The organism is Photobacterium sp. NCIMB 13483 (assembly GCF_003025475.1).
Lineage (GTDB): Bacteria > Pseudomonadota > Gammaproteobacteria > Enterobacterales > Vibrionaceae > Photobacterium > Photobacterium piscicola.
In genome coordinates this window covers 364,367-390,634 of sequence record NZ_PYLV01000001.1, presented here as the reverse complement: position 1 = coordinate 390,634, position 26,268 = coordinate 364,367, and the positions used below count along the sequence as shown (strand labels likewise).

Sequence of the window (26,268 nt, the reverse complement as noted above, 5' to 3'; positions counted from 1 at the left end):
AACATCATTAGCAAATGATAAAATAAAAAAATAGAAAATAAAAAAAAACGAACACATCGTTATAATCATATTCACATTTACGATTAAAAATTAACCAATTTGTATTATTTTAAGTCATCCCGAGCGCTTTTTTAACTTACTTTTATATTTATTTATCAATGCCAATTGAACTTATTACGAATTAACCATCAAAAAACACATAATTACAGAAATGAGTCTCTGTAAGCTCACCATAAAAGAACAAAAACAAAAAAGCGGAACCATAGGCTCCGCTTTTCAGTTTACATTAAACAGAACACATTCGATTCATTACTACTTAGCGCTTAATACTCGTGCTGGCTGTAATCGACTTGCTCGTGTCGCTGGATACCATGTAGCAATCAAACTCAAGACAATTGCGGTAGCCGTAACAATTGCTACATCCTGCCAAGCTAATTGTGTCGGTAAAAAATCCACAAAATAGATATCACCAGACAAGAACCGATGACCAATAATTTTCTCTATGACACGGACAATATGTGTTAGGTTGATTGCAATTAATGAACCAAACAATGAACCAATAATACTGCCTAATACACCTGATAATACCCCATGCCAGACAAAGATAGATTTAATCAATCTATCACTTGCCCCCATGGTACGTAATATTGCTATATCCGCCGCACGATCTTTCACTGCCATCATCAATGTTGAAACAATATTAAAACAAGCAACACCGATAACAAGTACCATAACCAAATACATAATGGTACGAACCATCTGAATATCTCTATACAAATAACCGTATTTTTGCGTCCAGCTTTTCAGATAAACATAAACAGGTAATGTATCACCCACTTCTTTGACAATTTGCTGGGCGTTAAGCACATTATCAACATTCATTTCGATGCCCGAAACACCCTGCCCCATATCTAAATATTGTTGAGCATCTTGTAATGGAACAATGGCAAGGCTGTGATCAATTTGTCCACCTAAAGCAAGCAAACCCACAACTTGTAATCGAATGCGTTTAGGCGCACGGAGCTTCATTTGCGGGTCAGTATTTGGAATCATTGCCGTGATCCAATCACCAACCTTCAATTGAAGTTTAGTCGCAACCCCTTGACCTAAAATAACTTCACGCTTACCCGCTGAAAATCGTGACCATGCATTATCTTTAACATAACGCGGTAACTCACTGACTTTAAGTTGTTCTTTCGGATCTATACCACGAACAGCAACCGCTTTAAGTTTAGTGCCTCTTTCAAGCAAGGCTGTAAATTCAACATAAGGCGCGGCGGCAGTTATATGAGGATGCCGTTCTACTTGCTTTAATAACGGTTTCCAATTATTCAATGGTGGTTGTACCGCTTGTAATTCACCTTGAGGAATAACGGAAAGTACTCGAGTTTGTAACTCACGTTCAAAACCATTCATGGCAGATAAGCCAATAATGATCACCGCAACGCCTACGGCAATACCGAGCATTGAAGACAAAGAAATAAACGACACCATACGATTTCGTTTTTTAGAACGATTAAAACGGCTGCCAATATAGAGAGATAACGGACGAAACATTACTTCTCCTTAACCTCAGCTAAAATACCATCTTGCATATGCATGCAGCGATCAAGTTTTGATGCCAATTTAGTATCGTGAGTCACCACTAAAAATGCGGTACCCGATTCTGCATTGAGCTTACGCATCAGATCATAAATATCTAAAGCGGTTTGATGATCTAAGTTACCTGTTGGCTCATCGGCTAATACAATCGCAGGGTTATTGACCAACGCGCGTGCAATAGCAACCCGTTGACGTTCGCCGCCACTCAATTCTGATGGCCGATGTTCAAAGCGGTGATCCAATCCAACCATTGTTAACATATCTTGTGCACGAGTACGGGCTTCATTGATTGCTACCCCACCAATTAATAGTGGCATGGCAACATTTTCAGTGGCTGTAAAATCAGCTAACAAATGGTGAAATTGATACACAAAACCAATATCTTGATTGCGAATTTTCGCCTGTTTATTTGAACTTAAGGTATCTAAACGCTGCCCCTTAAAAAACACCTCACCATCGGTCGGTTCATCCAGCGCGCCAAGAATATGTAATAAAGTACTTTTACCTGATCCTGAAGAACCAACAATAGCCACCAATTCATGATCAGCAATATCAATATTTACTTGTTTTAAAACTTCGGTTTGTAACTCGCCTTCTTGATATGTTTTACATAATTGATGACAAGATAATAATGCATTATTCATAACGAAGAGCCTCAGCAGGACGGACAGCTGCCGCACGATAAGATGGGAAAATAGTCGCTAATAAGCTCAAAAGAATAGCGCCAACGATAACAGTCAATATTTGCATTGGTTCAAAGTCCACAGGAAGAGAACCCCCAATAACAGCAAGATTTACCCCAAAGAATGCCATAATTGGATTTAAGTAATGCGACACGATGACTCCAAATACGCCACCCAATAGAGCACCAATAACACCACTACTTGAGCCTTGCACCATAAATAATGTCAAGACTTGTCGATGGGTCATCCCTTGAGTTTTTAGAATCGCAACTTCAGCTTGTTTTTCCATTACCACCATAATCAGTGCCGAAATAATATTGAATGCAGCAACACCGATAATCAATCCAAGCATCAGTCCCATCATGTTTTTTTCCATTTTAACCGCTTGAAATAACTCACCACGCTGTTCACGCCAATCTGACCACTTCCAATCATTTGGTAATGGTGTTTTAGCTAACTCTGTTACCGCAAACGGATCATTTAGATATAAACGCCACCCCGACATTTGATCCAATTTGTAATGCAATAACCGTCCAGCATCAGAAATATTAGTGAATACTAGCTGTTTATCAACGTCAGAACCTGTATCGTAAATACCAGACACAGTAAAATTACGCTGACTTGGTAAGCGTCCTAATGGTGTAAATTGACTGGCACTGGTTACCATTAATCGAATCTTGTCCCCTGGCTGAACATCTAATTCAACGGCAAGTGATTGACCAATAATGACATTAAAGCTACCTGGTTGTAGATCTTTCAGTGATCCAACCATCAAATGATCAGCAATAGGATCATATTGATTAGGTTCAATACCAATCATCATGCCAGCTGCTAATGAATTCGCACTCTGAATAATCGTTTCACCACGCGTTATGGCTGTCACTTTAGTCACATGCGGTAGCTGTTTTAAAACATTTGGCACATGCTCGGAAAGTGGTACTCGACCATCAGCGTTAGTAACAATTGCCTGTGGTAACACACCTAAAATGCGATCTTTAAGTTGTTGTTCAAAACCATTCATGACGGACATTACTGTAATTAATGCCATCACCCCCACTGTGATGCCCGCAGTTGACATGTAGGAAACAAAGCGACTAAAACGGTCACCTGAACGTCCACGTAAGTAGCGTAAGCCAATAAAAAAAGATACAGGATGAAACATAGGATTGAAAAACCACTCCTTTATTTGATAGCTCAAGAATACGCGTTAACGGGTCTATTTACCATCTAGCAAGGTAAATGTAATGTAAAAACAGAGAGTAAAAGTTATCCACTTTACTGAGATCGCTTGCTCGTAGGTACGCACTAAGTAATAATTAACACAAATGTCACCGCTATTATTTTTAGTTTGATAACCTTCAACAGTGACACACTCGATGACAATTAACTGGCAGTGAGTAAGCAATGAGACAAGATGAATATTTTTCAGTTCACTTAGGACTAACAATCAATGTCGAACCATTAGCAGATGGTAAGCCTCTTCCCAATGCCGATACCTTCAGTGCAGAAATACCACCACTGTTTCGTATAGCCCGCGAATGTAACACGCTCGAAGAAAATGCAGAACGTCTATTAACCAACTTTGGAAAAGAAGACAGTAAAGCATTAATTGATTATCTTAGTGCTCAAAATAGTAAAATAAACCTGCTGTTATCTTACGTGCTATCTCAACAAGATAATGCTAATTATCGTTATATAACCGAAACTTTTGGTGCTAGTAATCTGAGCTTTCATAGCCCACAGCCTTTTACTCTTGGGCAAAATGTCACCGTTAAACTATTTTTAGATCACCCAGCAGCTGCAATTTATTGTTATGCTGAGGTGGTTAATTGCTCCGCTTTAGATGATCGTTTTTTAATTCAGTTACGCTATATGCGACTGTTAGAAGAAGATCGTGATTTATTAATCCGTGCTGCACTGCATTGCCAACAAAAGCTTTTACGTCAGCGGGCCCAACAACGAAACATGAATAATAACAATGACGAATAAAACATTACTCTCAATCCCCTTACCAAAAAAATCTGGGGATAATCGTTACATCGGTAATTTATCTGGTTCTGCGTTGGCATTGTCATTAGCAGAAATAGCCACTAAATATAATGGTCCTATACTTGCCGTTGTTGCAGATACGCAAACTGCGTTAAAACTACAGCCAGAGATCAGCCAATTTTGTGATCTTGACGTCCATGTTTTCCCTGATTGGGAAACATTACCTTATGATAATTTCTCTCCACATCAAGACATTATCTCTGAGCGCTTAGCTCGCTTATATAAAATGCCAACACAAAAAAATGGTATTATCTTAGTCCCTATCAGCACACTTTTGCAGCGATTAACACCTAAAGAATTCATTCACCAACATGCGTTAATCGTTAAAAAAGACGATCGTATCTCACTTGAAAAACTGCGATTACAACTAGAAGCATCAGGTTATCGTCACGTTGATCAAGTGATGGAGCACGGTGAATATGCTAGCCGTGGTTCATTGGTTGATCTGTTCCCAATGGGCAGTAACGCACCATACCGCATTGATTTCTTTGATGATGAAGTAGACTCTATTCGTCAATTTGATCCTGAAAATCAACGCTCAACAGCTGAAATCAATACCATAGATCTACTACCAGCGCATGAGTTCCCAACCGATGAGCTAGCAATAGAAAACTTCCGTATGCGATGGCGCGAACGTTTTGAAGCGCGTCGAGAGCCTGAATCTATCTATCAGCAGGTTAGTAAAAAAATATGGCCAACTGGTATCGAATATTGGCAGCCACTATTTTTTAATCATACCGATACTCTGTTTGATTATTTACCAACCAATGCGCTATTAGTGACACTCGGTGATTTAGAGCCTGCGGTCGACACTTTCTTACATGATGCAGAGTATCGATATGACCAACGTCGCGTTGATCCGCTACGACCTTTACTTGCGCCTAAAGAATTATGGCTAACTAAAGATGAAATGTTTGCTGGCTTTAAGCAACTGCCTCGTGTACGTATACAACGTGAAGTAATTGATGCAGACAAAGCAGGTCGCTATAACCCAGCTTTAACCCCCGTCCCAGCTATAACAATTAATCATCAACTCAAAGAGCCGTTAGCTGAATTACGTCACTTTACTGAGCAATTTAAAGGGAAAATCATTTTCTCTGTCGCCTCGGAAGGTCGTCGAGAAGCATTATTTGATCTATTAGCGCGCATAAAACTACGTCCAACCGTTTTTGATAACCTTGATGCTGCAATGGCGGATAAAGCTAAACATTGTCTCGTTATTGGCGCTGCTGAAAATGGTTTTATTCTTGAAAAGCCAGCGGTCGCGTTTATTTGTGAAAGCGATTTACTTGGCGAGCGTATTCAACAGCGCCGTCGTAATGATAAAAAAACCACAGTTAATGCTGATACCATCATTCGTAACCTTGCTGAATTACAGGTAGGACAACCCGTAGTTCATATCGACCATGGTATTGGTCGTTATCAAGGACTTCAAACTCTTGAAGCTGGTGGGATTCAAACCGAATATGTCACTCTTGAATATCAAGGTGGTGCTAAGCTTTATGTCCCAGTGGCTTCATTGCACCTTATTAGCCGTTACTCCGGCGGCGCAGAAGAAACAGCGCCCATTCATAAATTAGGCGGTGAAGCGTGGGTTAAGGCACGGCGAAAAGCGGCAGAAAAAGTGCGTGATGTTGCCGCCGAGTTACTTGAAGTTTATGCTATGCGTGAGCTCAAACCAGGCTTTAAATTCAAGCTTGATCGCGAAAGCTATGCTGATTTCTGCACCAGTTTCCCATACGAAGAAACTTATGATCAGGCATTAGCCATTAATGCTGTTCTATCTGACATGTGCCAACCAAAAGCCATGGATCGCTTGGTTTGTGGTGATGTCGGTTTTGGTAAAACAGAAGTCGCAATGCGAGCCGCTTTTGTTGCAGTAGATAACAACAAACAAGTTACTATCTTAGTACCAACAACATTATTGGCACAGCAGCATTTCGAAAATTTCCGAGACCGTTTTGCCAATACGCCCGTTCGCGTTGAAGTATTATCGCGCTTTAAAACAGCCAAAGAACAAAAACAAATTCTAGCTGATGTTGAAGAAGGTAAGATTGATATTCTTATTGGTACTCACAAACTGCTCAATAGCAGCGTTAATTACCATGATCTCGGACTATTGGTTGTGGATGAAGAACACCGCTTTGGTGTTCGTCAAAAAGAAAAGATCAAAGCTATTCGTGCTGATGTTGATATTTTAACACTAACCGCAACCCCAATTCCTCGAACACTGAATATGGCGATGAGCGGCATGCGAGACTTATCAATTATTGCCACACCACCTGCACGTCGCTTAGCGATTAAAACGTTTGTACGTCAAAGTGATGAAAATATTATTCGTGAAGCCATCTTGCGTGAGATTAGCCGTGGTGGACAAGTATATTTCTTGCATAACGAAGTCGATAGTATTGAACAAACCACAGAAGATTTAGCCAAATTAATTCCAGAAGCACGAGTAACATTTGCTCACGGCCAAATGCGCGAACGTGAACTGGAAAGAATCATGAGTGATTTTTACCATCAACGCTTTAACGTACTCGTTTGTACCACCATTATTGAAACCGGAATTGACGTCCCCACAGCCAATACTATTATCATGGATCGTGCAGATAATCTTGGCCTAGCACAACTACACCAATTGCGTGGGCGTGTCGGTCGTTCTCACCACCAAGCATATGCTTACCTTCTAACACCACATCCAAAGCGTATGACCAAAGATGCGGTGAAACGTTTAGAAGCCATTGCATCACTAGAAGATCTTGGTGCAGGCTTTACGCTTGCCACCCATGATTTAGAAATTCGGGGCGCAGGTGAACTATTAGGTGATGAGCAAAGTGGTCAAATTCAATCTGTTGGTTTTAGCCTCTTTATGGAAATGCTAGAACAAGCAGTAGAGTCATTGCGCGAAGGTAGAGAGCCGACACTCGATGATCTACTCAAACAACAAGCTGAAGTTGAAATGCGTATTCCAGCATTACTACCTGATGAGTATATTCCGGACATTAATACCCGTTTATCACTTTATAAACGTATTGCTAGTGCAAAAGATGATAATGAGCTTAATGAAATTAAAGTAGAGTTAATTGATCGATTTGGTCTTTTACCTGATGCTGCTATCAACCTAATTACCGTTAATAGCCTTAAACTTAAAGCCGCTATTATTGGTGTTAAGAAAGTTGAGAGTAATGAAAAAGGGGGCTATCTTGAATTTAAACAAGATGCAGCCATTAACCCTCACTTTCTGGTTGGTTTACTGCAAACACAGCCTCAGCATTTCAGAATGGAAGGACCAACAAAATTAAAAATCGTATCAAATGAAACAGATCGTAAAAAGAGAGTTAAATTTATTGAAGATCTACTAAATCAGTTTAGAGAAAATATGATTTAACCCTCCTCTCGCCCTAGACATAGCATCTGGGGCGATTTCTTGATTGTCATAAATTACCACAACTACATCATAAACTAGAATTATCATGAAAATTGACTTTGAACTTACTACGCCTCGACTTATTTTACGTCCATTTAAGACTGCAGATTTAAATGCTTTTGTTGACGCTGTCACCCAATCAAGTGAGTATCTTCAACCTTGGTTAGAATGGTGTGATGCTGATTTTGATCAACAACAAGCTCACGAATGGATCGAAGCTAGCCGTTTAAGTTGGCAACATGATTACAGTTATGAGCTTGCTATTTTTGATCGATTTAATGATGACTTTATTGGCGCAGTTTCACTAAGTGCCATTGTGCCATTATTTAATTCCGCAAATCTCGGTTATTGGATCACCCACAATTATCATCGCCAAGGTATGGCGACTGAAGCAAGTCTCGCTATTATTCAATTTGCTTTTCAAATGTTAGGTCTAACCCGTTTAGAAATAATTACCCATACAGATAATTATGCCAGTCAAAAAACTGCACTTGCGTGTAATGCCATTTTTGAATGCGAGGCGAGAAACCGTATTTTTTATCAAAATATACCCATTAATGGCTATGTATATTCACTCATACCACAAGATTTATATTAAGTAGCGTTAACTGTATTTATATTGGTATACATCAATCTTTAGCACCTCAATTTCAGCTAACATTGCTTATTCTTTATTCAAAAAAAAATAGTTACTCATTATGAATACAACAGCAAGTCGCCATGGTCACGATGTACTAAACCTTATTGCAGATGCATCAATACCTTTCACCATCAAAACATTACACGCGTATGTTGAACAACATTGGGGAACTAACCTCCACTTTCATACCTGTAAATTAAATGATCTATCATTAGATGCGTTGATTACTTTCCTTCTATCTCGTAATAAAATCACACTTGACGGTGAAAACTTACACACAAATCGAGATAAAATCTGTCACCATTAATAAATAATATCTCTGATTTAAAAGGCAGATAATTTTGCGAGTTTGCTGTTGCGAGTAATGGTAAGATAAAGCAATTTTATTAAGTAAGGACACACTCGTGCCAAAAATTATTATCGCAGTCGTTATCGCTGCATTAGTTGCATTTTTTCTTTATCGCTCTTACAGCAACAAACAAGCAGCGCAAGAAAATATTAAAATTGGGCAGGAATTTCTTGCTGCAAACAAACTAAAAGAAGGCGTACAAACGACTGCGTCTGGTTTGCAATATTTAGTTCTACAACAAGGTACTGGCACTGAACACCCAAAAGCAACGGATACAGTAACTGTGCATTACCACGGTACATTAATTAATGGTACTGTATTTGATAGCTCAGTTGATCGTGGCGAAAAAATTTCGTTCCCATTAAACCGAGTAATTAAAGGATGGACCGAAGGCTTACAACATATGGTTGTTGGTGAAAAAGTACGTTTCTTTATTCCCGCAAATCTTGCTTACGGTAATAATGGTGCAGGTAGTATTCCACCTGGCTCTGTACTTATTTTTGATGTTGAATTATTTAAGATTAACTAAATAATCAGCACTAATAACAACGCCAGTATGACGCTCAATTAACAAGCGTTTATCATACTGGCGTTTTTTATTGTATGAAAAAATCTTAGTGCAGTTTTAAGCTTGGACGAAGTACACGATTAATACGTCCAACTAACATAATCAAACCGGTTTTAAACATGCCATGTAACGCCATTTGGTGCATACGATACAATGAAATGTAAACCATACGAGCAATACGGCCTTCAACCATCATCGAACCTTTAGACAGGTTACCCATTAAGCTACCGACAGTAGAGAAACGGCTCAATGATACTAATGAACCATGATCACTATAGATGTAAGGTTTTTGCTCACGATCTGATAATTTAGCCACGATATTAGAGAAACAACGACTTGCCATTTGGTGTGCAGCTTGAGCGCGTGGTGGTACAAACGAACCATCTTCTTGCACGCATGATGCTAAATCACCAATAACGTAAATGTTATCATCACGGGTGGTTTGTAGCGTTGGTTTAACGACAAGTTGATTAATACGGTTAGTTTCAAGACCCGCGATATCTTTCATAAAATCAGGCGCTTTAATACCCGCTGCCCAAACCATAATTTGTGCCGGAATATGTTCGCCATCTTTAGTTGTTAAGCCTGTTTCATCAGCTTTAGTCACCATGGTTGCAGTACGAACATTTACACCTAATTTAGTTAACTCATTATGTGCCGCTTGTGAGATTCGTGGTGGCAATGCAGGTAAAATACGCTCACCCGCTTCAACTAAGTTAATGTTTAAGCGTGAACTATCAAGATCGCCAAAACCGTAGTTATGAAGTTCTTGAACAGCGTTATGTAACTCAGCAGACAGTTCAACGCCCGTTGCGCCTGCACCAACAATCGCAATATCAACCGTTTTTTGGTCTTTATTAGCATGTAACTTCATGAACTGATTATTCATTTCACTACGGAAACGGTGTGCCTGTTCGGGGCTATCAAGAAAAATACAATTATCACGTACACCTTGAGTATTAAAATCGTTTGAGGTCGAACCTAGCGCTAAGACTAAAATATCATATTCTAACGAACGCTCAGGTACCAATAGCTCATTTTGCTTATCATATAATGCTGCTAATGTGATCGTTTTTGTTTCACGATCAATATCTTGTAATGATCCCATCTGGAAATCAAACGAATGATTTTTAGCATGTGCGCGGTAACTAATCGCATCAACACCTGCATCTAATGAGCCTGTTGCTACTTCATGTAACAACGGTTTCCATAAATGACTAGCACGACGATCAACTAATGTGATTTCTGCACGACGTTTACGGCCTAATGTACGACCTAATTTAGTAGCTAACTCCAAGCCACCAGCACCACCACCCACAACGATTATACGTGTCAAGATAGCTTCCTCTCTATTTTATGATTTTTAAAAACTGACAAAGACTGAATTGCATAGCAGTCTGCTGATAGTAAATAATCACGCATAAAGACTGCTAGGCGAAAAAGTATTAGCTCACGCATGTAGGCAGACGGATCTACGACCCGTCTGTGATATGTAGGAGGTAATGGTTCCGTTGTTACTGCGCTTTAAACGCTTTTATTTTTTGTAGATGCTGTGATATTTTTGCAAACTTATGGGATTCTTTTTCATCCCAAATAATGTCGTAAAATTGATCTAGCGCATCTTTTGTTTGCTGATTATCTAACACTTCATCATGAGTTGAAAGGATACAAAGACAATTTCCTGTATTTTTTTTACGAAAATTTGTTACACACTTTGTCAAAATATCCTCATATTCTTCTGGACGGTCTATTTTTCCTTCCATATTACGCTCAGGATGCAGATTAGGATTTAGCATGACCTGCTTTATACCTGATAAGAATCCAATCCGTTCCGCCCAATAACCGCCAAGGCCAACACCACAAATTAAAGGCTGAGGATCATTACTGGTTTCAAGCAATTTATGCACTTCTTTTAGAAGATGTTGCATATCATGTTTGGGATGAAGTGTGCTGTAATTTAGAAAACGAACATCAGAATCAATAAACTGCAATTGCAATACTTTATCGTGATTACCTGGGCTTGTTGAATCAAAGCCATGTAAATAAATAATCATTGTTATCTCTCGCTATCTAGTAATAATTTTACTTACTATCTATACCGACATCGACGAGTTAAATCCATAATCCAAGTAATGTTTTAACAAATTTAAAACAAAAAACATGATCTCGTCTACAAAAACAGATTCAAGCCCCAAAGCACCATCTCTGTTTGTGTATTACTTATCATAAGTTACTGATTATTTTGATACACAATAATTGTATATATCAATCAACAGTTATTAATATATTCAATGAGTTGCTGCTGCAATTGCGAAGCTTGTCGTAAATACTCAGGTTGCTGCCAAATGTCGTAGCCAACCAAATACCATAATAATGCCAAATACTGACACCATGGCTGCCACGCGATAACAGCCGCTAACCACTGCTGTTTATTAAATACCGTTTCGTCATTGATAAGCGCACGATAATCACAATAGTCATTAACTACTTGTTCAATATCTAATTCATTAGCAATAATAGTCATCGCTAAATCTAAACTGGGATCCCCTGCAGCTGCATATTCCCAATCAATAATTTTGGCACTGGCAATAGTGTCGGTATTAATCGATGGCACGATAACGTTATAGCGTCCGAGATCAAAGTGACAGCAACAATCATCAAATGCGACTGGCAATGGCTGGCTCTGAAAAAAATGGTAGATTGAAACTAGAGACGAGGTGTGGTGGTCAGTATGGAGGTGTTGCCAATACTGTTTGGCACGTTGATGTACATCCAATCGCCACCAAGGTAAGGGAAGTTGATGTACTTTTGCTTGTAACTGACACAGGCTCTGATCAGAAAATGTCGTGGTCGCTTCTACGCCAGATAACCATTCAACCACCAACCCTATCACTTGTGGTGTCGGTTTGTCTGTACTTACAACTAACTGTAATGGTTGTGGTGCTAATTTAGTATCAGCAATCAGCGACAATAATTGATATTCATGTTGGCGTTCAATACCAAATGCTTGCGCAGATATAGAAAATGGTCGCCAGACATACTGCTTAGTCTGCTTGATTGACGGGTGAAATAAGGAGAGTTTCCAACATCGATTTGTCAATCCTCCCGTGAGTTCACATGCTGATATCAATTCAGTATCAGGTAAGGCAATTAAAAGATCACAATCAAAATGTTTATAATCAGCCATATTGCTACTCCTCACCTGATACTAAAGCAGTATAATTACCAAGCGGCACTATTGGTTGATGCACGTTGAATAACCTGATCTTGATCAGACCACTCAATCACACCTGACTTCAAATCCATCAAACGCATTGTCACTTTATAATAAGCTTGCTTGCCATTTGATGTTGATTTCATTACCGTCGATACATGGCCATACAACATATATTGAGCACCAACCATATTACCAAATTGAATAGCCGTACTTTGATTTACAAAACGATCATCTTCACGGAAATTTAACTGTTGGCGCACTGCTTTTACGCGGGCAGGATCAACAAATTTAAATTTACCAGAATCTTGTAAACGCTCAGTAATTATCGCCGTTAAATCTTGTGTATCAACATGATGACGAGTTTGGTTTTTAATACTATCAACCACAACAATGGGTTCGCCGCTCGCTGTCATAGAACGCACAGCCGATGACGCTAACATTTTATCAACCATTGATGATGATAATTTCTCTAAATCACTGGATCCAAAGTTAGTTACCGCACTTTCAAGTCCATGTAATCCACCACCGTAATTAATCGGTTGAGCACAACCCCCTAATAACGTTGCTGCTGCTAACAAGGCCATTACACTCTTTTTCATTTTCACTACCTTTAATGTCACTATTCTTATTCGTTAATTGTATGTTTCACCCACAACAATACGATATTGCGTTGCCGCTGTATTAGGAGCAAGACCTTGCAATAACAAAACTTGATGAGGATTAATGATCAATGTTTGTGATGCTGACGGTGAATGATTTATTTCTAATCCATTCGCATCATACCAATAAAAGTGATAGTTCAATGATATGGTTACGTCAGTTTTATTCATGACTTCAACAGATGCATGCAAATAACCGTCATTCCGTTGTGTTTTCGAATGACTAAATTGAAGTTTATTGGCTAATACCGTATTTCCAATAACAACATGATGGTTACTATTTTCAAGACTGATCGTTGACATTGCTGAACCACTACACCCTGAAATAAGTGTGACAAACAATATCGACAATATAGATATATATTTCATGCTACATTAATATACAGCTAGGCTGTAGCCTCCTACATTTCAATGGATTACGAATTAATATTATAAGTCTACTCAATAAAATGAAAAAAGCTTGAGTGACCAACAGCTCATCATTATTAGCAGATTAGCCATTTTACTACTCAAGCTTCATTCTCAACTTATTCTATTGCAACTTGATGCTAAGAATTGATGACTTATTAGCTAACAATCATTGGCCCTAATGGGCGGCCGCCTAATAAATGCATATGAATATGGTACACTTCTTGGCCACCAAAAGGATTACAGTTAACAATCAAGCGGTAACCATCTTCAGCAACGCCTTCACTTTCTGCAAGCTTACGTGCAACCGTAAACATACGTCCCATCATCAATTCATCTTCTGCTTCAACATCATTAACTGTTGGCAATAATTTGTTTGGAATAATAAGAATATGGCTTGGCGCACGAGGATTAATATCACGAAATGCGGTCACTAACTCATCTTGATATAAAACATCTGCTGGAATTTCTTTGCGAATAATCTTACTAAAAATAGTTTCTTCAGCCATACCTGACTCCATTAAATAATCAGCTTATATTAGTTCTGAGCTAAGTATGCGCTACCCACGTCTAGAGGGCAATATTGAACACTGTTTTAAACACTTTTTTCGCACCTCATTTCATGTTTTACCGTTTTTTTTGCAATCACCATCAAAATATTCATCAATGTTAACGCCAAAAAGTTAAGATTTTGAAGTTCAAGACGATAGATAAATCAAACTAACGTAATATTACAAATATCAATTATAACAATTAAATCAATCACTTTTAGAGTTGCTTTTATACCAAGCGCCATCGCTATAAAGGATATTACGATCATTAACGGCGCAATTCTCGAACTTTATGAAATTAGGGATATTATGAAAAAGAAATCTCAAACCTCTGTCATACGTCGTATGTACTTAGGCTTCGCTATCTTAGTAGCACTATTTGTTATCACTATTATGTTTATGCTTGATGGCGTTGATCGTATTCACAATCAATTAAAGTCCATTACAACTGGTGCCTTACCCCTAGTTTCAGCATCACATAATGTTAGTCTGCAACTGCTTGTCGCTGATAAAATTTTTAAAGATTACCTGACCAGCCAAGATCCAACAGCAATGGCAGCTTATAGTGTAGAATTTGAACAACAAACTACCCTCTTTCAACAAGCTCGAAATCAATTACAACAAGTGACAAAAAATAATCCTCAATTAGAAAAATCGATTCAGGCATTAACCGAATTAGAACAACGTTATTTTACTGAAGCCACTATTGCCATGACCAATTATCGCTTATTACTGCTTGCTACTAATGAACGCCAACAATCTGCGCGTCAATTTCAGCAACTACAAACAGAATTGAATATTGGTATGAAAGAGTTTATTAATGAGCAAGATAACCTTACCGTTAAAATGTTATCTAAAAACTATTTCTTAAAATTAAAAGAAACAGAAACGATCACTTTAGATGCCCTAGCATCTGATAATACTGCCGAGATCGAAAAAGCTATTAGAAGTAACAAAATTAGCGTTAATCACCTTAAAAACACCTTTCGTTCTTTATCTATATTACAACCAGAATTAACGCAAGCTTTCGGTAAATCAGTAGAACAATATGGACTTGATATTGGTCGTACTGGTGGCGTTCTCGACCAGCATTTTGAATACATTCAGGCACAGCACCGCCTTTACAGTAATATTGCAACGTTAGCGAAAGAAATTAACCAATCTATGACTATTGTTGGAGATTTCAATAAACAAGCAAATAGCCAGATGAGTAATACGATTGCAACAGCAGATACGACCTACTCTGAAGTGGTGACAAAAGCTATTATCATTGGTATAGCAGTGATCTTGTTAGCTATTACCGTCGGCTGGTATTTAGCTCGTAGTGTGCGTCAGCCTCTAATGGCGATATTAAAAACGTTAGAAGCACTCACCGCTGGCAATATGACACAGCGAACAGCAGCCAGTACGTTTATTGAATTTAGTCAACTTAACCATCACATCAATATGCTGGCGCAGAACTTACAACAAATTTTAACCCAAATTAGCCACACATCATCAGAATTAAGCACCGTTGCAACGGAGAACCACGCCACAACAGCTGAAGCAAAGCAACGGTTAAATAACCAACGTCAACAAACGGCTTCTGCAGCAACAGCCATGATTGAAATGGAACACTCTGTAACTGATGTATCAAAAAGCGCGCAAATCACCATGGAGCGCGTAAATGAAGTAGAGCAAGCATCAGCAACAGGCCGTGAGGTAATGACCAGTAATATCAATACCGCCCATCAACTCTCTACTCGTTTGGATGAATCCGTTCAGGCTGTTCAACAATTACAAAAAATGAGCAGTAATATTGGCTCCATTTTGGATGTTATTCGTAATATTGCGGATCAAACAAACTTATTAGCCCTTAATGCCGCTATTGAAGCAGCAAGAGCCGGAGAGCAAGGACGAGGATTTGCCGTGGTCGCAGATGAAGTACGTGTATTAGCCAAACGCACCACCGACTCTACTGCAGAAATTGAAGATATGATCAAAAACTTACAATCCAGCTCCGGTCAGGCTATGCATATGATGCAAAGCTGTGTCACTGAAATGGATAACAGTATTAGCCTTGCTTCTAATGCCAATAGTTCAATGGAAGAAATTCAAGCGATTATCATTGAAATAAGTGATATGAGTACACAAATTGCACAAGCGGCCGAAGAGCAACGTTGTACGACAACGGAAATAGCCCGTAGTTTAGAAGACATTAGCCACATTGCTGATAATAGTTATAACACTATGGAAAAAATGGCTGATACGGGCGTTAAGCTTGAACACTTAGCAACTGAACAAAATACTCTCGTGAGCCGCTTTAAATTATAATTACCCCACTCACCGGCGACACAGTCGGTGAGTTTTCTGCATTTATCTACCGCCACCAGCAAACGATTGCTTTTTAAAGCAGCAATTAACCACATTGTTTGATTTATCAACTTTACTTCAGCGTGTGATACTTTTAGAATCGGACAAATTTTTTGGGAGGGAAGAAAAAATGACGATGTTAACAATTACACGTCCGGACGACTGGCATACACATTTACGTGATGGCGACGTACTCGCTGATACAGTTCGTGATATTAGCCGTTATATGGGACGCGCGATTATCATGCCAAACCTTATTCCCCCTGTTACAGATACCACATCTGCTTTAGCCTACCGTGACCGCATTCTTCAAGTAAATCCTCAAGGTAACTTCTCACCGCTAATGGTTATTTATCTCACCGATAAAACATCAGCTGAAGAAATTCAGCGTGCACATGCTTCTGGTCATGTTTACGCCGCTAAACTTTACCCTGCGGGGGCCACCACCAATTCAGATTCAGGCGTTACTTCAATCAATCATATTCGCCCAGCATTAGAAGCCATGCAACAAGTCGGCATGCCGCTACTGATTCATGGTGAAGTCACCCATCATGATGTTGATATTTTTGATCGTGAAAAAGCGTTCTTAGACACCGTATTAGCGCTTATCGTTAATGAATTTACCGCACTAAAAATCGTACTTGAACATATCACAACGGCTGATGCGGTTGAGTTTGTAACCAATGCAGGTCCACATGTTGGAGCGACCATTACTGCGCACCATTTAATGTTTAACCGTAATCATATGTTAGTCGGCGGTATTCGTCCGCACTTCTATTGCTTACCGATTTTAAAGCGTAATACTCATCAACAAGCGTTAGTTGCTGCAGCAACCAGCGGCAATGCGAAGTTCTTCTTGGGCACAGACAGCGCACCCCATGTCAAAGGACGCAAAGAAGCGGCTTGTGGTTGTGCAGGCTCTTACACCGCTCATGCTGCAATTGAATTATATGCTGAAGTATTTGAACAAGCAGGCGCACTGGATAAATTAGAAGCCTTTGCCAGTTTCAATGGTGCTGATTTTTATGGCCTGCCCCGTAACACCGACACCATTACATTAACCAAAGAAGCATGGCAAGTTGCTGAAGAAATGCAATTTGGTCATGATACCGTGGTGCCAATTAAAGCCGGTGAAATGATGACTTGGAAAGTACTCGCTTAATTTAACCGCTTTTATGATGACAAAAAAGGCTTCCTATTACAGGAAGCCTTTTTAGTTTACATCATTATTATTTTAAGCTGCCTTTATTTTACACTACCGGCTGTGGTGTCGTTTGATCTACTGGTATTTTCAATTTATGAAATAAACGATATAACACGGGTACTACAATCAGTGTCAGCACTGTGGCAAAGCTCAACCCAAACATAATCGTCACCGCCATCGGCTTAAAGAAAACATCAGGTAGTAAGGGTAACATACCTAAAACAGTGGTTATCGCTGCCATACACACAGGGCGCACACGACTGACCGCCGCATCAACCACCGCAAGATATTTCTCTTTGCCACTGGCGATCTCTATTTCAATTTGATCTAACAATACGATGCCGTTTTTCACCAACATGCCAGAAAGGCTCAAAAAGCCAAGTAATGCCATAAAACCAAAAGGCGTATTCAGAAGCAGTAATCCTACCGTTACCCCAATAATCGCCAGTGGCACTGTTGCCCATACAATGAGAGCTTCTTTAACTTTATTAAATAAGAATATTGTAATTAAAAACATGGCTAAGTAACCCATTGGCATAGTTTGGAATAGTGACGCTTTCGCATCTGCAGATGATTCATACTCACCGCCCCACTCCAAGCTATAACCTGCGGGTAAATCAATGGCTTCAATAGCGGGTAAAATACGCGCTTGAACCGACGCTGCTGTTTCATCACCTAAAGGATCAGGGTCTGCCATAATGGTTAACATACGTTTTCTGTTTTTACGCACCACTAATGGATCTTCCCAGCGCACATTAACATCCAATACTACTTGCTGTAGTGGAATATAACCTTGAATCGCAGGGCTCCAAATCTTCATGCCTTCAATGGTACTAATATCAACCCGTTCCTCTTCAGGTAACCGTGCGACTATTGGCATCAAGTTTGTCCCTTCACGATACAACCCAATGTTAATTCCTGAAAATGCCATCTGTAGTAGCTCATCAACATCTTTTTTGGTAATACCGTAACGTCTTGCTTGGCTTTCATTAAATACAGGTTCAATGACTTTAGTGCGCTCTCGCCAGTCATGACGAATATTAAATGCGCCAGGATCGGCATTCATAACATCTACAACTTGCGAGGCAATACCACGCAGAATTGTTGGATCAGAGCCCACAATTCGAGCTTCAATCTTAGATCCTGATGATGGACCTAGCATCACCTGTTTCAATTTGTATTCAACCTTTGGATAGTCCTTATTCATCGTTTGGCTAAATTTACGCATAACAGGAATTACATCATCAAAACTATCAACTCGAACGATTAATTCACCGTAAGAGGCATAGCTTTTTTCAGGGGCATAGGTCAACATGAAACGTTGTGAGCCTTTACCTGCACTAGAGCTAACATGCTGAACGCCTTGTTCTGTATTTACCACTTTCTCTAATGACTTTAAGGTGTCATTCGTGGCGCGAATATCCGTTCCTTCAGGTAACCAAACATCAACCATAAACATTGGCGTTGTTGAAGCAGGAAAAAAGGATTGTTTCAATAATGTAAAGCCGTATAAGCTACCACCAAGCATCAGTACCAATGTCAGTACCGTTAGCCATGCACGACGCATACAAAACTCTAGCGACTTACGATATACCACAAAGAAAACACCGCTATAGGGATCTTTTTGATCTGCTCCTTGTTCAACTTTGACATTTTTAAAGAAAATATCAGCAAAGAAAGGTGTTAATGAAATAGCGGTAAACCAACTCAACATCAATGAAATCAGTAGCACTGTAAATAAAGTTCGACAATATTCACCCGTTGAATCTTGCGATAAACCAATAGGCGCAAAAGCCATTACCGCAATCACAGTTGCGCCCAGTAACGGCCACTTAGTTTGCGTGACAATATCTGAGGCTGCTTGCATTCGCGTACGCCCCTTTTGCATTCCGATCAGAATACCTTCAACCACCACAATAGCATTATCCACCAGCATACCCAGCGCGATAACCAATGCACCTAATGATATACGTTGAAGATCTATTGCCATCCACTTCATAAACACAAAGGTGCCAAGTACGGTTAATAATAAAATAAGGCCAATTAACAGCCCTGAACGCAACCCCATAAAAAACAGTAGTACAATAATAACAATCGCAACCGCTTGGCCTAAGCTAACCACGAAACCACTGACTGATTTATCAACTTCTGTCGGCTGGCTATACACTTCATCGATATCGATACCAACAGGTTGTTGTTCTTTGAGCTCAGCTAATCGCTGCATCACACGTTGACCCACTTCAACAACGTTAACGCCTGCAACAAATGACACCCCCATATTAAGGGCTTGATGACCATTAAAGCTGACTAAGTTATCAGGGATCTCTTTAAAACCTTTTTTAATATCGGCCACATCTCGCAAATAAATTAGCCCGTCAGCCCCCTTATCGGTAATAATCAAATCACCTAATTCATCAACATTCTTAAACTCACCCGTTGGATGGACACGAACATATTCATCACCAATACGCACTGCACCCGCACTTGTAACTAAATTTTGAGTCGCTAAAATGTTATAAATAGTATCAAGCGAAATACCTAAACTGCTTAAACGTTGCATCGATATTTCAATAAATACTTGTTCTTGCTGATTACCCGTTACAGAAACTTTACCGACACCATCGACCAGTTCAATTTCACGACGTAAATAATCAACATAATCACTTAGCTCTTTGTAGCTATAACCTTCACCCGTGATCGCCAATAAAATTCCAAATACATCACCAAAATCATCAATCACTTTTGGCTTTGCAACACCTGGAGGCAAATTCGATGAAATATCATTCACTTTACGCCGTAATTCATCCCAAATTTGTGGTAAATCATCAGGCCCATAATTGTTTTTCATGGTAACTGTGATCTGCGAAAGGCCTCGACTAGACAGTGAATTAACTTCATCAACATACGTCAGTTGTTGAATTGCTTTCTCTATTGGATAAGTCACTTCTTCTTCTACTTGTTGAGGTGTCGCCCCTGGATAAGCGGTCACAACCATCGCATCTTTAATCGTAAAAGCGGGATCTTCTAACTGACCAAGACCAAAGAAAGATACCGTTCCACCCACGAGAAAGATCAGTGTTAACATCCAACTAATCACTTTGTTTTTAATAAAATAAGTCGCGATATCTTGTTTCATTACAGTGCCTCCTCCTGAGTAAATACCACCACTTTTTGTCCATCCCTTAAGCGGTTAACGCCTGTAACTACGACCTTTTCTCCTTCCTTTACACCCGATTTTAATCGCACCCCTTCTGGAACAACTTTATCTGTGACAACTTGACGCTTTGACACTGTATTATCGGCCGCAAGTACCCATACATATTTATTAGATGGTGTAATGTCATCCCCATCCAAATTAAATAATGCCTCTAATGGCACAATTTGTTGCCCCACTGTATACACTTGTAACTTTTGAGCATCAGCTTCAACTTCAACCGACATACCATCTAAAATGAACTGATTTTTAGGCATTGGCATAGTTAAGGTAACCAAAAAAGAGCCTGACTCTGGATCAGGTTCAGTCGTAAACTCTTTTAATATCACCGCGTATTTTTCACCATTAGGTAAAATCGCCTTTGCCGTCGCACGTTGCCCTTTATCAACATCTAATATACTTTGCTTGGAATAAATCATATCAGGGGCCTGAATCTCAATATCAACAGAATCAGTACTATGAATATTCATAATTTGCTGACCGACTTTGACATTCTCAAATTGCTCAACCGGAACAATTGAAATGACGCCACTAAAAGGCGCTTTAAGCACGGTAAAACTTAATTTTAATTGGGCTAAATCAAGATTGGCTTTTGCAATACTTCGTTTGGCTTTTAACTCATCAAATTGAGATTGAGGTAAATAACCATTTTTTAATAATGTTGCTGAACGACGGTATTGGCTATTATTAACGTTGTATTTTGCCTGAGCATCATCAACTTCTAATTTAAAATCACTGGGATCTAATCGTGCTAATACTTGGCCTTTTTTCACCCTGTCACCTGAGCGTACTAATATCTGTGTCACTTCTCCCGCAATACGAAATGATAAAATAGATTTATCGGCGGCAGATGCTACTGCAGGGAAGGTTAATTTCGGTACTTGCTTACTTAATTTTACCTGTTGTACTTTCACTAAAGGCAGTTCTTCACGTGGCTCAACAGTCGGTTTATCACACCCGACAACGAGCAACGCAATACTGATTGATAGTACAGATAAACGGCAACATTTGATCATAGTCCTCGCTCCTTGATCCATGAGCGGACCTTTTGACCTGATTGCAATTCAGAGACACCCGATGTCGCTATAACATCACCATCATTCAATCCTGCAATAACACGGTTATTACTGTCTAATGTCACTTCTGTTCTGACAACTTGCTGCTTATCATCAACACGCCACACATAGTTTTTATTACCTTCAACTATGATTGCTCGCACCGGTATTGCACCCGCATTTCCTTGTGGTAATACAATTGTTACACTACCAGACATTCCCGGCATAATATTACTGCCTTCAGGTCGAGCCAGTGAAAGTGTTACTTTATAACTGGATGTTTTACTGTCAGGCTCTGTATCAATTTCTTTAAATTGGGCCGGAAAGGTTTGATTGGCTAAAGTATCGAACGCAACGGTAGGATCAATATTTTCAGCATTACCTTGAAACCGTGCTAAAAGGTAATCAGGAAGCTGAAATGTCATATTGATTAATTTGGCACTTTGAATATGCATAACCGGCTGTTTAGCAACAATATATTCATAGTTTTCAACCATGGACAAAGAAAGATGCCCATTATAAGGTGCAATTAGCTTGGCATAGCTTAAATTTGACTTTTCTTTATCTAACGCCGCTTTGGCCTGCTTTAGATTTGCTTTCGAAGTATCATAATCAAGTTCGGATACTACTTTTTTTTCACGCAGTTTTTTATCACGCTTAAATTGTACATTTGCTAAATCATATTTCGCTTGTGCTTGTTTTACCAACAGTGACAATTCATCGGTGTTTAATGAGGCAAGTGTCTGCCCTTTCGTCACAAACTGACCAGGATGTACGTCAACACTCGCAAGTTGGCCTGATACTCGAAAGGCTAAGACCGCTTTATCTCCAGCTTCAACAATCGCTGGAAACGCACGTTGTGATTCATTATCTCCAACGGAAACTGATTGTAATTTTACGGGGCGAGATTCAGGTTCAACAATTACTGCTTGATCATCCTTACACCCACTTAATGCTAAACATATAAACAATGCCGCAAAAAAGTGATATCTCATACTACTCTCCATGATGTCCCATACTGAATATTTGTTATTGTTAAAATATTGTATGAATAAAAGATATCTATGAATAATAGAAGTGGATAACCAAAAAATCTCTTTTCATTTATTAGAATAGCGTCAATATCACAATCTATGCTGATATAACAATGACAAAAAAAAGGAGCCCAAGGCTCCTTTTTTTAAATTATTCTTAAATGGCTTATTTTGCCATTTCAGCGATGTTCACACGCCATGTATCAGGACCTGTTTGATGAGCATTAACACCTTCAGCATCAACAGCAACGGTTACTGGCATATCTTCTACTTCAAATTCATAAATCGCTTCCATGCCTAAATCAGCAAAAGCGACCACTCGCGCTTTTTTGATGGCTTTGGCAACAAGGTATGCTGCGCCACCTACTGCCATCAAATAAACCGCTTTATGGTGTTTAATCGATTCAATCGTTGCAGGTCCACGTTCAGCTTTACCTATCATGCCCGTAAGGCCTGTTTCGCCCAGCATCATTTCAGTAAATTTATCCATACGGGTCGAGGTTGTCGGTCCAGCAGGTCCAACAACTTCATCACCAACGGCGTCAACAGGGCCAACATAGTAAATAAAACGATTAGTAAAATCGACCCCTTCAGGCAAGCCTTCACCATTAGCGAGCATTTCTTGAATACGCTTATGGGCAGCATCACGACCCGTAAGAATCTTACCTGATAACAGTACCGTTTCACCTGAACGCCATTCTTGTACATCAGCTTTGGTCACATTATCAAGGTTAACACGACGAACATTGTCACCAACGTCCCATGTTACTTGTGGCCAATCACTGAGTTTAGGTGGTGTTAACTCCGCAGGGCCAGAACCATCAAGCGTAAAATGCACGTGACGAGTTGCGGCACAATTAGGAATCATACATACAGGCTTAGAGGCTGCATGCGTTGGCGCACTTTTGATCTTAACATCAAGTACAGTGGTTAAACCGCCCAAGCCCTGTGCACCAATACCCAAACGATTGACACGATCATAGATATCTAACCGTAGTGCTTCTTCTGTTGTTTTTGCGCCACGTTGTTGTAGCTCATGAATATCAACCGCTTCCATCAACGATTCTTTAGCAAGCACGGCCGCTTTTTCTGCGGTACCGCCAATACCAATACCTAACATACCTGGAGGACACCAACCCGCCCCCATTAGTGGTACTGTTTTTTCAACCCACTCAGCAACATCATCAGAAGGGTTCAGCATCACCATTTTAGTTTTATTTTCTGAACCACCACCTTTAGCCGCGATTTGAATCTCGACCTTATTACCAGCCACCATCTCAATATGTACCACAGCAGGTGCATTATCTTGAGTGTTCTTACGTGCACCCGCAGGATCAGCAACAACAGAAGCGCGTAATGGATTGTCTGAATTGGTGTAAGCTTGTCGCACCCCTTCATCCACCATTTGCTGCACAGTTAAATCACTGTCCCACTGCACATTCATGCCGATTTTTACAAAACAGGTAACAATGCCCGTATCTTGGCAAATAGGTCGACGACCTTCTGCAGACATGCGGGAGTTAATTAAAATCTGGGCAATAGCGTCTTTTGCTGCTTGGCTTTGTTCTTTGTTGTACGCTTTTTCTAATGCTTTAATAAAATCTAAAGGATGGTAGTAAGAAATATATTGTAAAGCATCGGCCACGCTACTGATTACATCTTCTTTACGGATGATGGTCATAATTACCCTCGTTAAGTATTATCATTCCATGGCGCCCTATAAAATCTTCCAAATTGTAGGTATTAAACAACAAAATAGCGTTGCTCAATCTTGGGCGTCTTTCGCTGAATATGATACTCTTGCCCATAACATTGCGCTATGCGCCAATCAAACCCCTTGTCACAAAAAAGAAAATGATTTGTAAATCACACCCAGAATTAAGCATTATCTCATTGCCCTACTCAAAAGATGCCGCACTGTCATGGTTTACACCATTATCGGGATTACCTTGGGCAATGATATTACGTTCGGCAGCAGAAGCGCACCCAGATAATCGCTATGATATTTTAGTTGCTGATCCTTTAGCCACAATTGAATCACAATCTGATACAACTTATATTAAGTTTTCAAATGGTGACCAACGTAGCACAACTGACGATCCTTTTGCGGTCATCAATGCGCTACAACATGAGTTATTACCACCACTTAGCACAGAATTAGACTTACCATTTCTAGGTGGTGCATTAGGGTATTTCAGTTATGATTTAGGCCGCCGTGTAGAAAAAATGGCGACGACTGCAAACCATGATATTCACTTACCAGAAATGGCCGTTGGTATTTATGACTGGGCTCTCATTGTTGATCATAAATTACAGCAGACATGGCTTATTGAGCCTAAAAATAGCCACCGCTTGGTCTGGTTAAACCAACAACGAGAACAAGCAATAACACTACAATCTAATAACCAGAATAAGACATTCCAATTAACATCTTCTTGGTCATCTAATATGACTAAAGAGGATTACTGCAACAAATTTAACACTATACAATCTTATTTATTATCCGGTGATTGCTACCAAATTAACCTTGCTCAGCGATTTAAAGCCAGTTACCTAGGGGATGAGTGGCAAGCTTATTGTCGCTTAGACACCGCAAATGGTGCACCTTTTTCTAGTTTTATTCGTACCAATAATAGTGCGATTCTCTCTGTATCACCGGAGCGTTTTTTACAGTTAAAACAAGAAAATATTGAAACAAAACCGATTAAAGGCACACGCCCGAGAAGTAAAAACATCATAGAAGATAATGCCAACGCACAAGCACTTCAGTTGGCACCTAAAGATCGGGCTGAAAACGTAATGATCGTAGATTTATTACGTAATGATATTGGTCGTGTTGCAACACCTGGTAGTGTTCGTGTGCCTGCTTTATTTGCCATTGAAAGCTTTCCAGCAGTACACCATTTAGTGAGTACCGTAACGGGTAAATTGGCCAGTCACTACTCAGCTACAGATTTATTACGAGCTTGTTTTCCTGGAGGATCGATAACAGGAGCACCAAAAATAAGAGCAATGGAGATCATTGAAGAATTGGAACCACATCGACGCAGCATTTATTGTGGCAGTATTGGCTATATCAGTCGTTGTGGCACCATGGACACCAATATTGCGATAAGAACGCTTGTGGCTTATCAACATAATTTATACGCATGGGCCGGCGGCGGTATCGTTGCTGACAGTGATGCCGAGAGTGAATACCAAGAAACTCTCGACAAATTAAGTAAAATTCTGCCAACCTTATAATAGCGCTAAATAT

At 39.6% G+C, this 26,268-nt stretch carries 22 protein-coding genes; 9 read left to right on the top strand and 13 right to left on the bottom strand.

Annotated features, from left to right (window positions below):
• Positions 1 to 312: 312 nt before the first annotated feature.
• The 3 genes from lolE to lolC are packed head-to-tail and all read right to left on the bottom strand — an operon-like array spanning position 313 to position 3,447.
• Entirely contained in the window at positions 313 to 1,557 is a 1,245-nt protein-coding gene (gene lolE, locus C9I86_RS01775) for a lipoprotein-releasing ABC transporter permease subunit LolE (RefSeq protein ID WP_107275426.1), read from the bottom strand.
• A complete protein-coding gene (lolD, locus tag C9I86_RS01770; RefSeq protein ID WP_080156676.1) occupies positions 1,557 to 2,246 on the bottom strand; it encodes a lipoprotein-releasing ABC transporter ATP-binding protein LolD in 690 nt (229 codons plus the stop codon). Before lolD ends, lolE begins: the two co-directional genes overlap by 1 nt.
• Positions 2,239 to 3,447, bottom strand: coding sequence for a lipoprotein-releasing ABC transporter permease subunit LolC (lolC, locus tag C9I86_RS01765; RefSeq protein ID WP_080156677.1), 1,209 nt, complete (start codon positions 3,445 to 3,447; stop codon positions 2,239 to 2,241). Before lolC ends, lolD begins: the two co-directional genes overlap by 8 nt.
• Positions 3,448 to 3,689: 242 nt before the next feature.
• Between lolC and C9I86_RS01760 the strand changes: the two genes are divergently transcribed.
• From C9I86_RS01760 to C9I86_RS01740, 5 genes are all read left to right on the top strand, one after another.
• On the top strand, positions 3,690 to 4,274 hold the full coding sequence (locus C9I86_RS01760; RefSeq protein WP_080156678.1) for a PilZ domain-containing protein: 585 nt from the start codon (positions 3,690 to 3,692) through the stop codon (positions 4,272 to 4,274).
• Positions 4,264 to 7,722, top strand: coding sequence for a transcription-repair coupling factor (gene mfd, locus C9I86_RS01755; RefSeq protein WP_107275425.1), 3,459 nt, complete (start codon positions 4,264 to 4,266; stop codon positions 7,720 to 7,722). The genes C9I86_RS01760 and mfd overlap by 11 nt, the downstream gene beginning before the upstream one ends.
• An 85-nt stretch (positions 7,723 to 7,807) precedes the next feature.
• Positions 7,808 to 8,359, top strand: a complete 552-nt coding sequence (locus C9I86_RS01750; protein WP_080156680.1) for a GNAT family N-acetyltransferase — start codon at positions 7,808 to 7,810, stop codon at positions 8,357 to 8,359.
• A 100-nt stretch (positions 8,360 to 8,459) separates the two neighbouring features.
• Positions 8,460 to 8,708 carry a YecH family metal-binding protein gene (locus C9I86_RS01745; protein WP_107275424.1) on the top strand — a complete coding sequence of 83 codons (249 nt, stop codon included), beginning with the start codon at positions 8,460 to 8,462 and terminating at the stop codon, positions 8,706 to 8,708.
• A 97-nt stretch (positions 8,709 to 8,805) separates the two neighbouring features.
• Positions 8,806 to 9,279: an FKBP-type peptidyl-prolyl cis-trans isomerase gene (locus tag C9I86_RS01740; protein ID WP_080156682.1), complete on the top strand. Its 474-nt coding sequence runs from the start codon at positions 8,806 to 8,808 to the stop codon at positions 9,277 to 9,279.
• 85 nt (positions 9,280 to 9,364) lie between these two features.
• Here C9I86_RS01740 and C9I86_RS01735 read toward each other — a convergent pair whose 3' ends face one another.
• The 6 genes from C9I86_RS01735 to hinT all read right to left on the bottom strand — a co-directional run bounded on the left by C9I86_RS01735 (position 9,365) and on the right by hinT (position 14,111).
• The gene (locus tag C9I86_RS01735) at positions 9,365 to 10,654 is read right to left on the bottom strand and encodes an NAD(P)/FAD-dependent oxidoreductase (protein ID WP_080156683.1); all 1,290 of its coding nucleotides are present in this window, start codon (positions 10,652 to 10,654) and stop codon (positions 9,365 to 9,367) included.
• Positions 10,655 to 10,832: 178 nt separating this feature from the next.
• Positions 10,833 to 11,372: an alpha/beta hydrolase YcfP gene (gene ycfP / locus C9I86_RS01730; RefSeq protein ID WP_045039371.1), complete on the bottom strand. Its 540-nt coding sequence runs from the start codon at positions 11,370 to 11,372 to the stop codon at positions 10,833 to 10,835.
• 215 nt (positions 11,373 to 11,587) lie between these two features.
• Positions 11,588 to 12,505: a phosphotransferase gene (locus C9I86_RS01725; RefSeq protein ID WP_080156684.1), complete on the bottom strand. Its 918-nt coding sequence runs from the start codon at positions 12,503 to 12,505 to the stop codon at positions 11,588 to 11,590.
• Between the two features lie 35 nt (positions 12,506 to 12,540).
• Positions 12,541 to 13,134 carry a penicillin-binding protein activator LpoB gene (gene lpoB, locus C9I86_RS01720; protein ID WP_107275423.1) on the bottom strand — a complete coding sequence of 198 codons (594 nt, stop codon included), beginning with the start codon at positions 13,132 to 13,134 and terminating at the stop codon, positions 12,541 to 12,543.
• A 33-nt stretch (positions 13,135 to 13,167) separates the two neighbouring features.
• Positions 13,168 to 13,497 carry a YcfL family protein gene (locus tag C9I86_RS01715; RefSeq protein ID WP_158258903.1) on the bottom strand — a complete coding sequence of 110 codons (330 nt, stop codon included), beginning with the start codon at positions 13,495 to 13,497 and terminating at the stop codon, positions 13,168 to 13,170.
• A 263-nt stretch (positions 13,498 to 13,760) separates the two neighbouring features.
• Complete coding sequence (gene hinT / locus C9I86_RS01710; protein ID WP_080156687.1) at positions 13,761 to 14,111, bottom strand: purine nucleoside phosphoramidase; 351 nt, start codon at positions 14,109 to 14,111, stop codon at positions 13,761 to 13,763.
• 387 nt (positions 14,112 to 14,498) lie between these two features.
• On the opposite strand from hinT, the gene C9I86_RS01705 reads away from it, so the two are divergent.
• Both C9I86_RS01705 and pyrC read left to right on the top strand, forming a co-directional pair.
• Positions 14,499 to 16,466 carry a methyl-accepting chemotaxis protein gene (locus C9I86_RS01705; RefSeq protein ID WP_080157174.1) on the top strand — a complete coding sequence of 656 codons (1,968 nt, stop codon included), beginning with the start codon at positions 14,499 to 14,501 and terminating at the stop codon, positions 16,464 to 16,466.
• Positions 16,467 to 16,635: 169 nt separating this feature from the next.
• Positions 16,636 to 17,667 carry a dihydroorotase gene (gene pyrC / locus C9I86_RS01700; RefSeq protein ID WP_107275421.1) on the top strand — a complete coding sequence of 344 codons (1,032 nt, stop codon included), beginning with the start codon at positions 16,636 to 16,638 and terminating at the stop codon, positions 17,665 to 17,667.
• Between the two features lie 88 nt (positions 17,668 to 17,755).
• Here the strand turns inward: pyrC and C9I86_RS01695 are convergent, their stop codons facing one another.
• From C9I86_RS01695 to C9I86_RS01680, 4 genes are all read right to left on the bottom strand, one after another.
• Positions 17,756 to 20,845: an efflux RND transporter permease subunit gene (locus C9I86_RS01695; RefSeq protein ID WP_107275420.1), complete on the bottom strand. Its 3,090-nt coding sequence runs from the start codon at positions 20,843 to 20,845 to the stop codon at positions 17,756 to 17,758.
• Complete coding sequence (locus tag C9I86_RS01690) at positions 20,845 to 21,939, bottom strand: efflux RND transporter periplasmic adaptor subunit (protein ID WP_080156690.1); 1,095 nt, start codon at positions 21,937 to 21,939, stop codon at positions 20,845 to 20,847. The genes C9I86_RS01695 and C9I86_RS01690 overlap by 1 nt, the downstream gene beginning before the upstream one ends.
• A complete protein-coding gene (locus C9I86_RS01685) occupies positions 21,936 to 22,973 on the bottom strand; it encodes an efflux RND transporter periplasmic adaptor subunit (RefSeq protein ID WP_107275419.1) in 1,038 nt (345 codons plus the stop codon). Before C9I86_RS01685 ends, C9I86_RS01690 begins: the two co-directional genes overlap by 4 nt.
• A gap of 205 nt (positions 22,974 to 23,178) precedes the next feature.
• Positions 23,179 to 24,693 (bottom strand): fumarate hydratase, encoded by a 1,515-nt coding sequence (locus C9I86_RS01680; RefSeq protein ID WP_107275418.1) that lies wholly within the window; start codon positions 24,691 to 24,693, stop codon positions 23,179 to 23,181.
• Positions 24,694 to 24,721: 28 nt separating this feature from the next.
• Between C9I86_RS01680 and C9I86_RS19985 the strand changes: the two genes are divergently transcribed.
• Positions 24,722 to 24,877, top strand: coding sequence for a hypothetical protein (locus tag C9I86_RS19985; RefSeq protein ID WP_158258902.1), 156 nt, complete (start codon positions 24,722 to 24,724; stop codon positions 24,875 to 24,877).
• Complete coding sequence (gene pabB, locus C9I86_RS01675; RefSeq protein WP_080156693.1) at positions 24,867 to 26,255, top strand: aminodeoxychorismate synthase component 1; 1,389 nt, start codon at positions 24,867 to 24,869, stop codon at positions 26,253 to 26,255. Before C9I86_RS19985 ends, pabB begins: the two co-directional genes overlap by 11 nt.
• Positions 26,256 to 26,268: the final 13 nt, after the last annotated feature.

Excerpts from the sequence above, each read along its gene's own strand:
- lolE (WP_107275426.1), bottom strand. The coding sequence starts at position 1,557 with ATGTTTCGTCCGTTATCTCTCTATATTGGCAGCCGTTTTAATCGTTCT.
- C9I86_RS19985 (WP_158258902.1), top strand. The coding sequence starts at position 24,722 with ATGGCGCCCTATAAAATCTTCCAAATTGTAGGTATTAAACAACAAAAT.
- C9I86_RS01760 (WP_080156678.1), top strand. The coding sequence starts at position 3,690 with ATGAGACAAGATGAATATTTTTCAGTTCACTTAGGACTAACAATCAAT.
- C9I86_RS01695 (WP_107275420.1), bottom strand. The coding sequence starts at position 20,845 with ATGAAACAAGATATCGCGACTTATTTTATTAAAAACAAAGTGATTAGT.
- lolC (WP_080156677.1), bottom strand. The coding sequence starts at position 3,447 with ATGTTTCATCCTGTATCTTTTTTTATTGGCTTACGCTACTTACGTGGA.
- mfd (WP_107275425.1), top strand. The coding sequence starts at position 4,264 with ATGACGAATAAAACATTACTCTCAATCCCCTTACCAAAAAAATCTGGG.
- C9I86_RS01705 (WP_080157174.1), top strand. The coding sequence starts at position 14,499 with ATGTACTTAGGCTTCGCTATCTTAGTAGCACTATTTGTTATCACTATT.
- pyrC (WP_107275421.1), top strand. The coding sequence starts at position 16,636 with ATGACGATGTTAACAATTACACGTCCGGACGACTGGCATACACATTTA.
- lpoB (WP_107275423.1), bottom strand. The coding sequence starts at position 13,134 with ATGAAAAAGAGTGTAATGGCCTTGTTAGCAGCAGCAACGTTATTAGGG.
- hinT (WP_080156687.1), bottom strand. The coding sequence starts at position 14,111 with ATGGCTGAAGAAACTATTTTTAGTAAGATTATTCGCAAAGAAATTCCA.
- C9I86_RS01745 (WP_107275424.1), top strand. The coding sequence starts at position 8,460 with ATGAATACAACAGCAAGTCGCCATGGTCACGATGTACTAAACCTTATT.
- C9I86_RS01715 (WP_158258903.1), bottom strand. The coding sequence starts at position 13,497 with ATGTCAACGATCAGTCTTGAAAATAGTAACCATCATGTTGTTATTGGA.
- C9I86_RS01685 (WP_107275419.1), bottom strand. The coding sequence starts at position 22,973 with ATGAGATATCACTTTTTTGCGGCATTGTTTATATGTTTAGCATTAAGT.
- C9I86_RS01690 (WP_080156690.1), bottom strand. The coding sequence starts at position 21,939 with ATGATCAAATGTTGCCGTTTATCTGTACTATCAATCAGTATTGCGTTG.
- C9I86_RS01680 (WP_107275418.1), bottom strand. The coding sequence starts at position 24,693 with ATGACCATCATCCGTAAAGAAGATGTAATCAGTAGCGTGGCCGATGCT.
- pabB (WP_080156693.1), top strand. The coding sequence starts at position 24,867 with ATGATTTGTAAATCACACCCAGAATTAAGCATTATCTCATTGCCCTAC.
- ycfP (WP_045039371.1), bottom strand. The coding sequence starts at position 11,372 with ATGATTATTTATTTACATGGCTTTGATTCAACAAGCCCAGGTAATCAC.
- lolD (WP_080156676.1), bottom strand. The coding sequence starts at position 2,246 with ATGAATAATGCATTATTATCTTGTCATCAATTATGTAAAACATATCAA.
- C9I86_RS01725 (WP_080156684.1), bottom strand. The coding sequence starts at position 12,505 with ATGGCTGATTATAAACATTTTGATTGTGATCTTTTAATTGCCTTACCT.
- C9I86_RS01750 (WP_080156680.1), top strand. The coding sequence starts at position 7,808 with ATGAAAATTGACTTTGAACTTACTACGCCTCGACTTATTTTACGTCCA.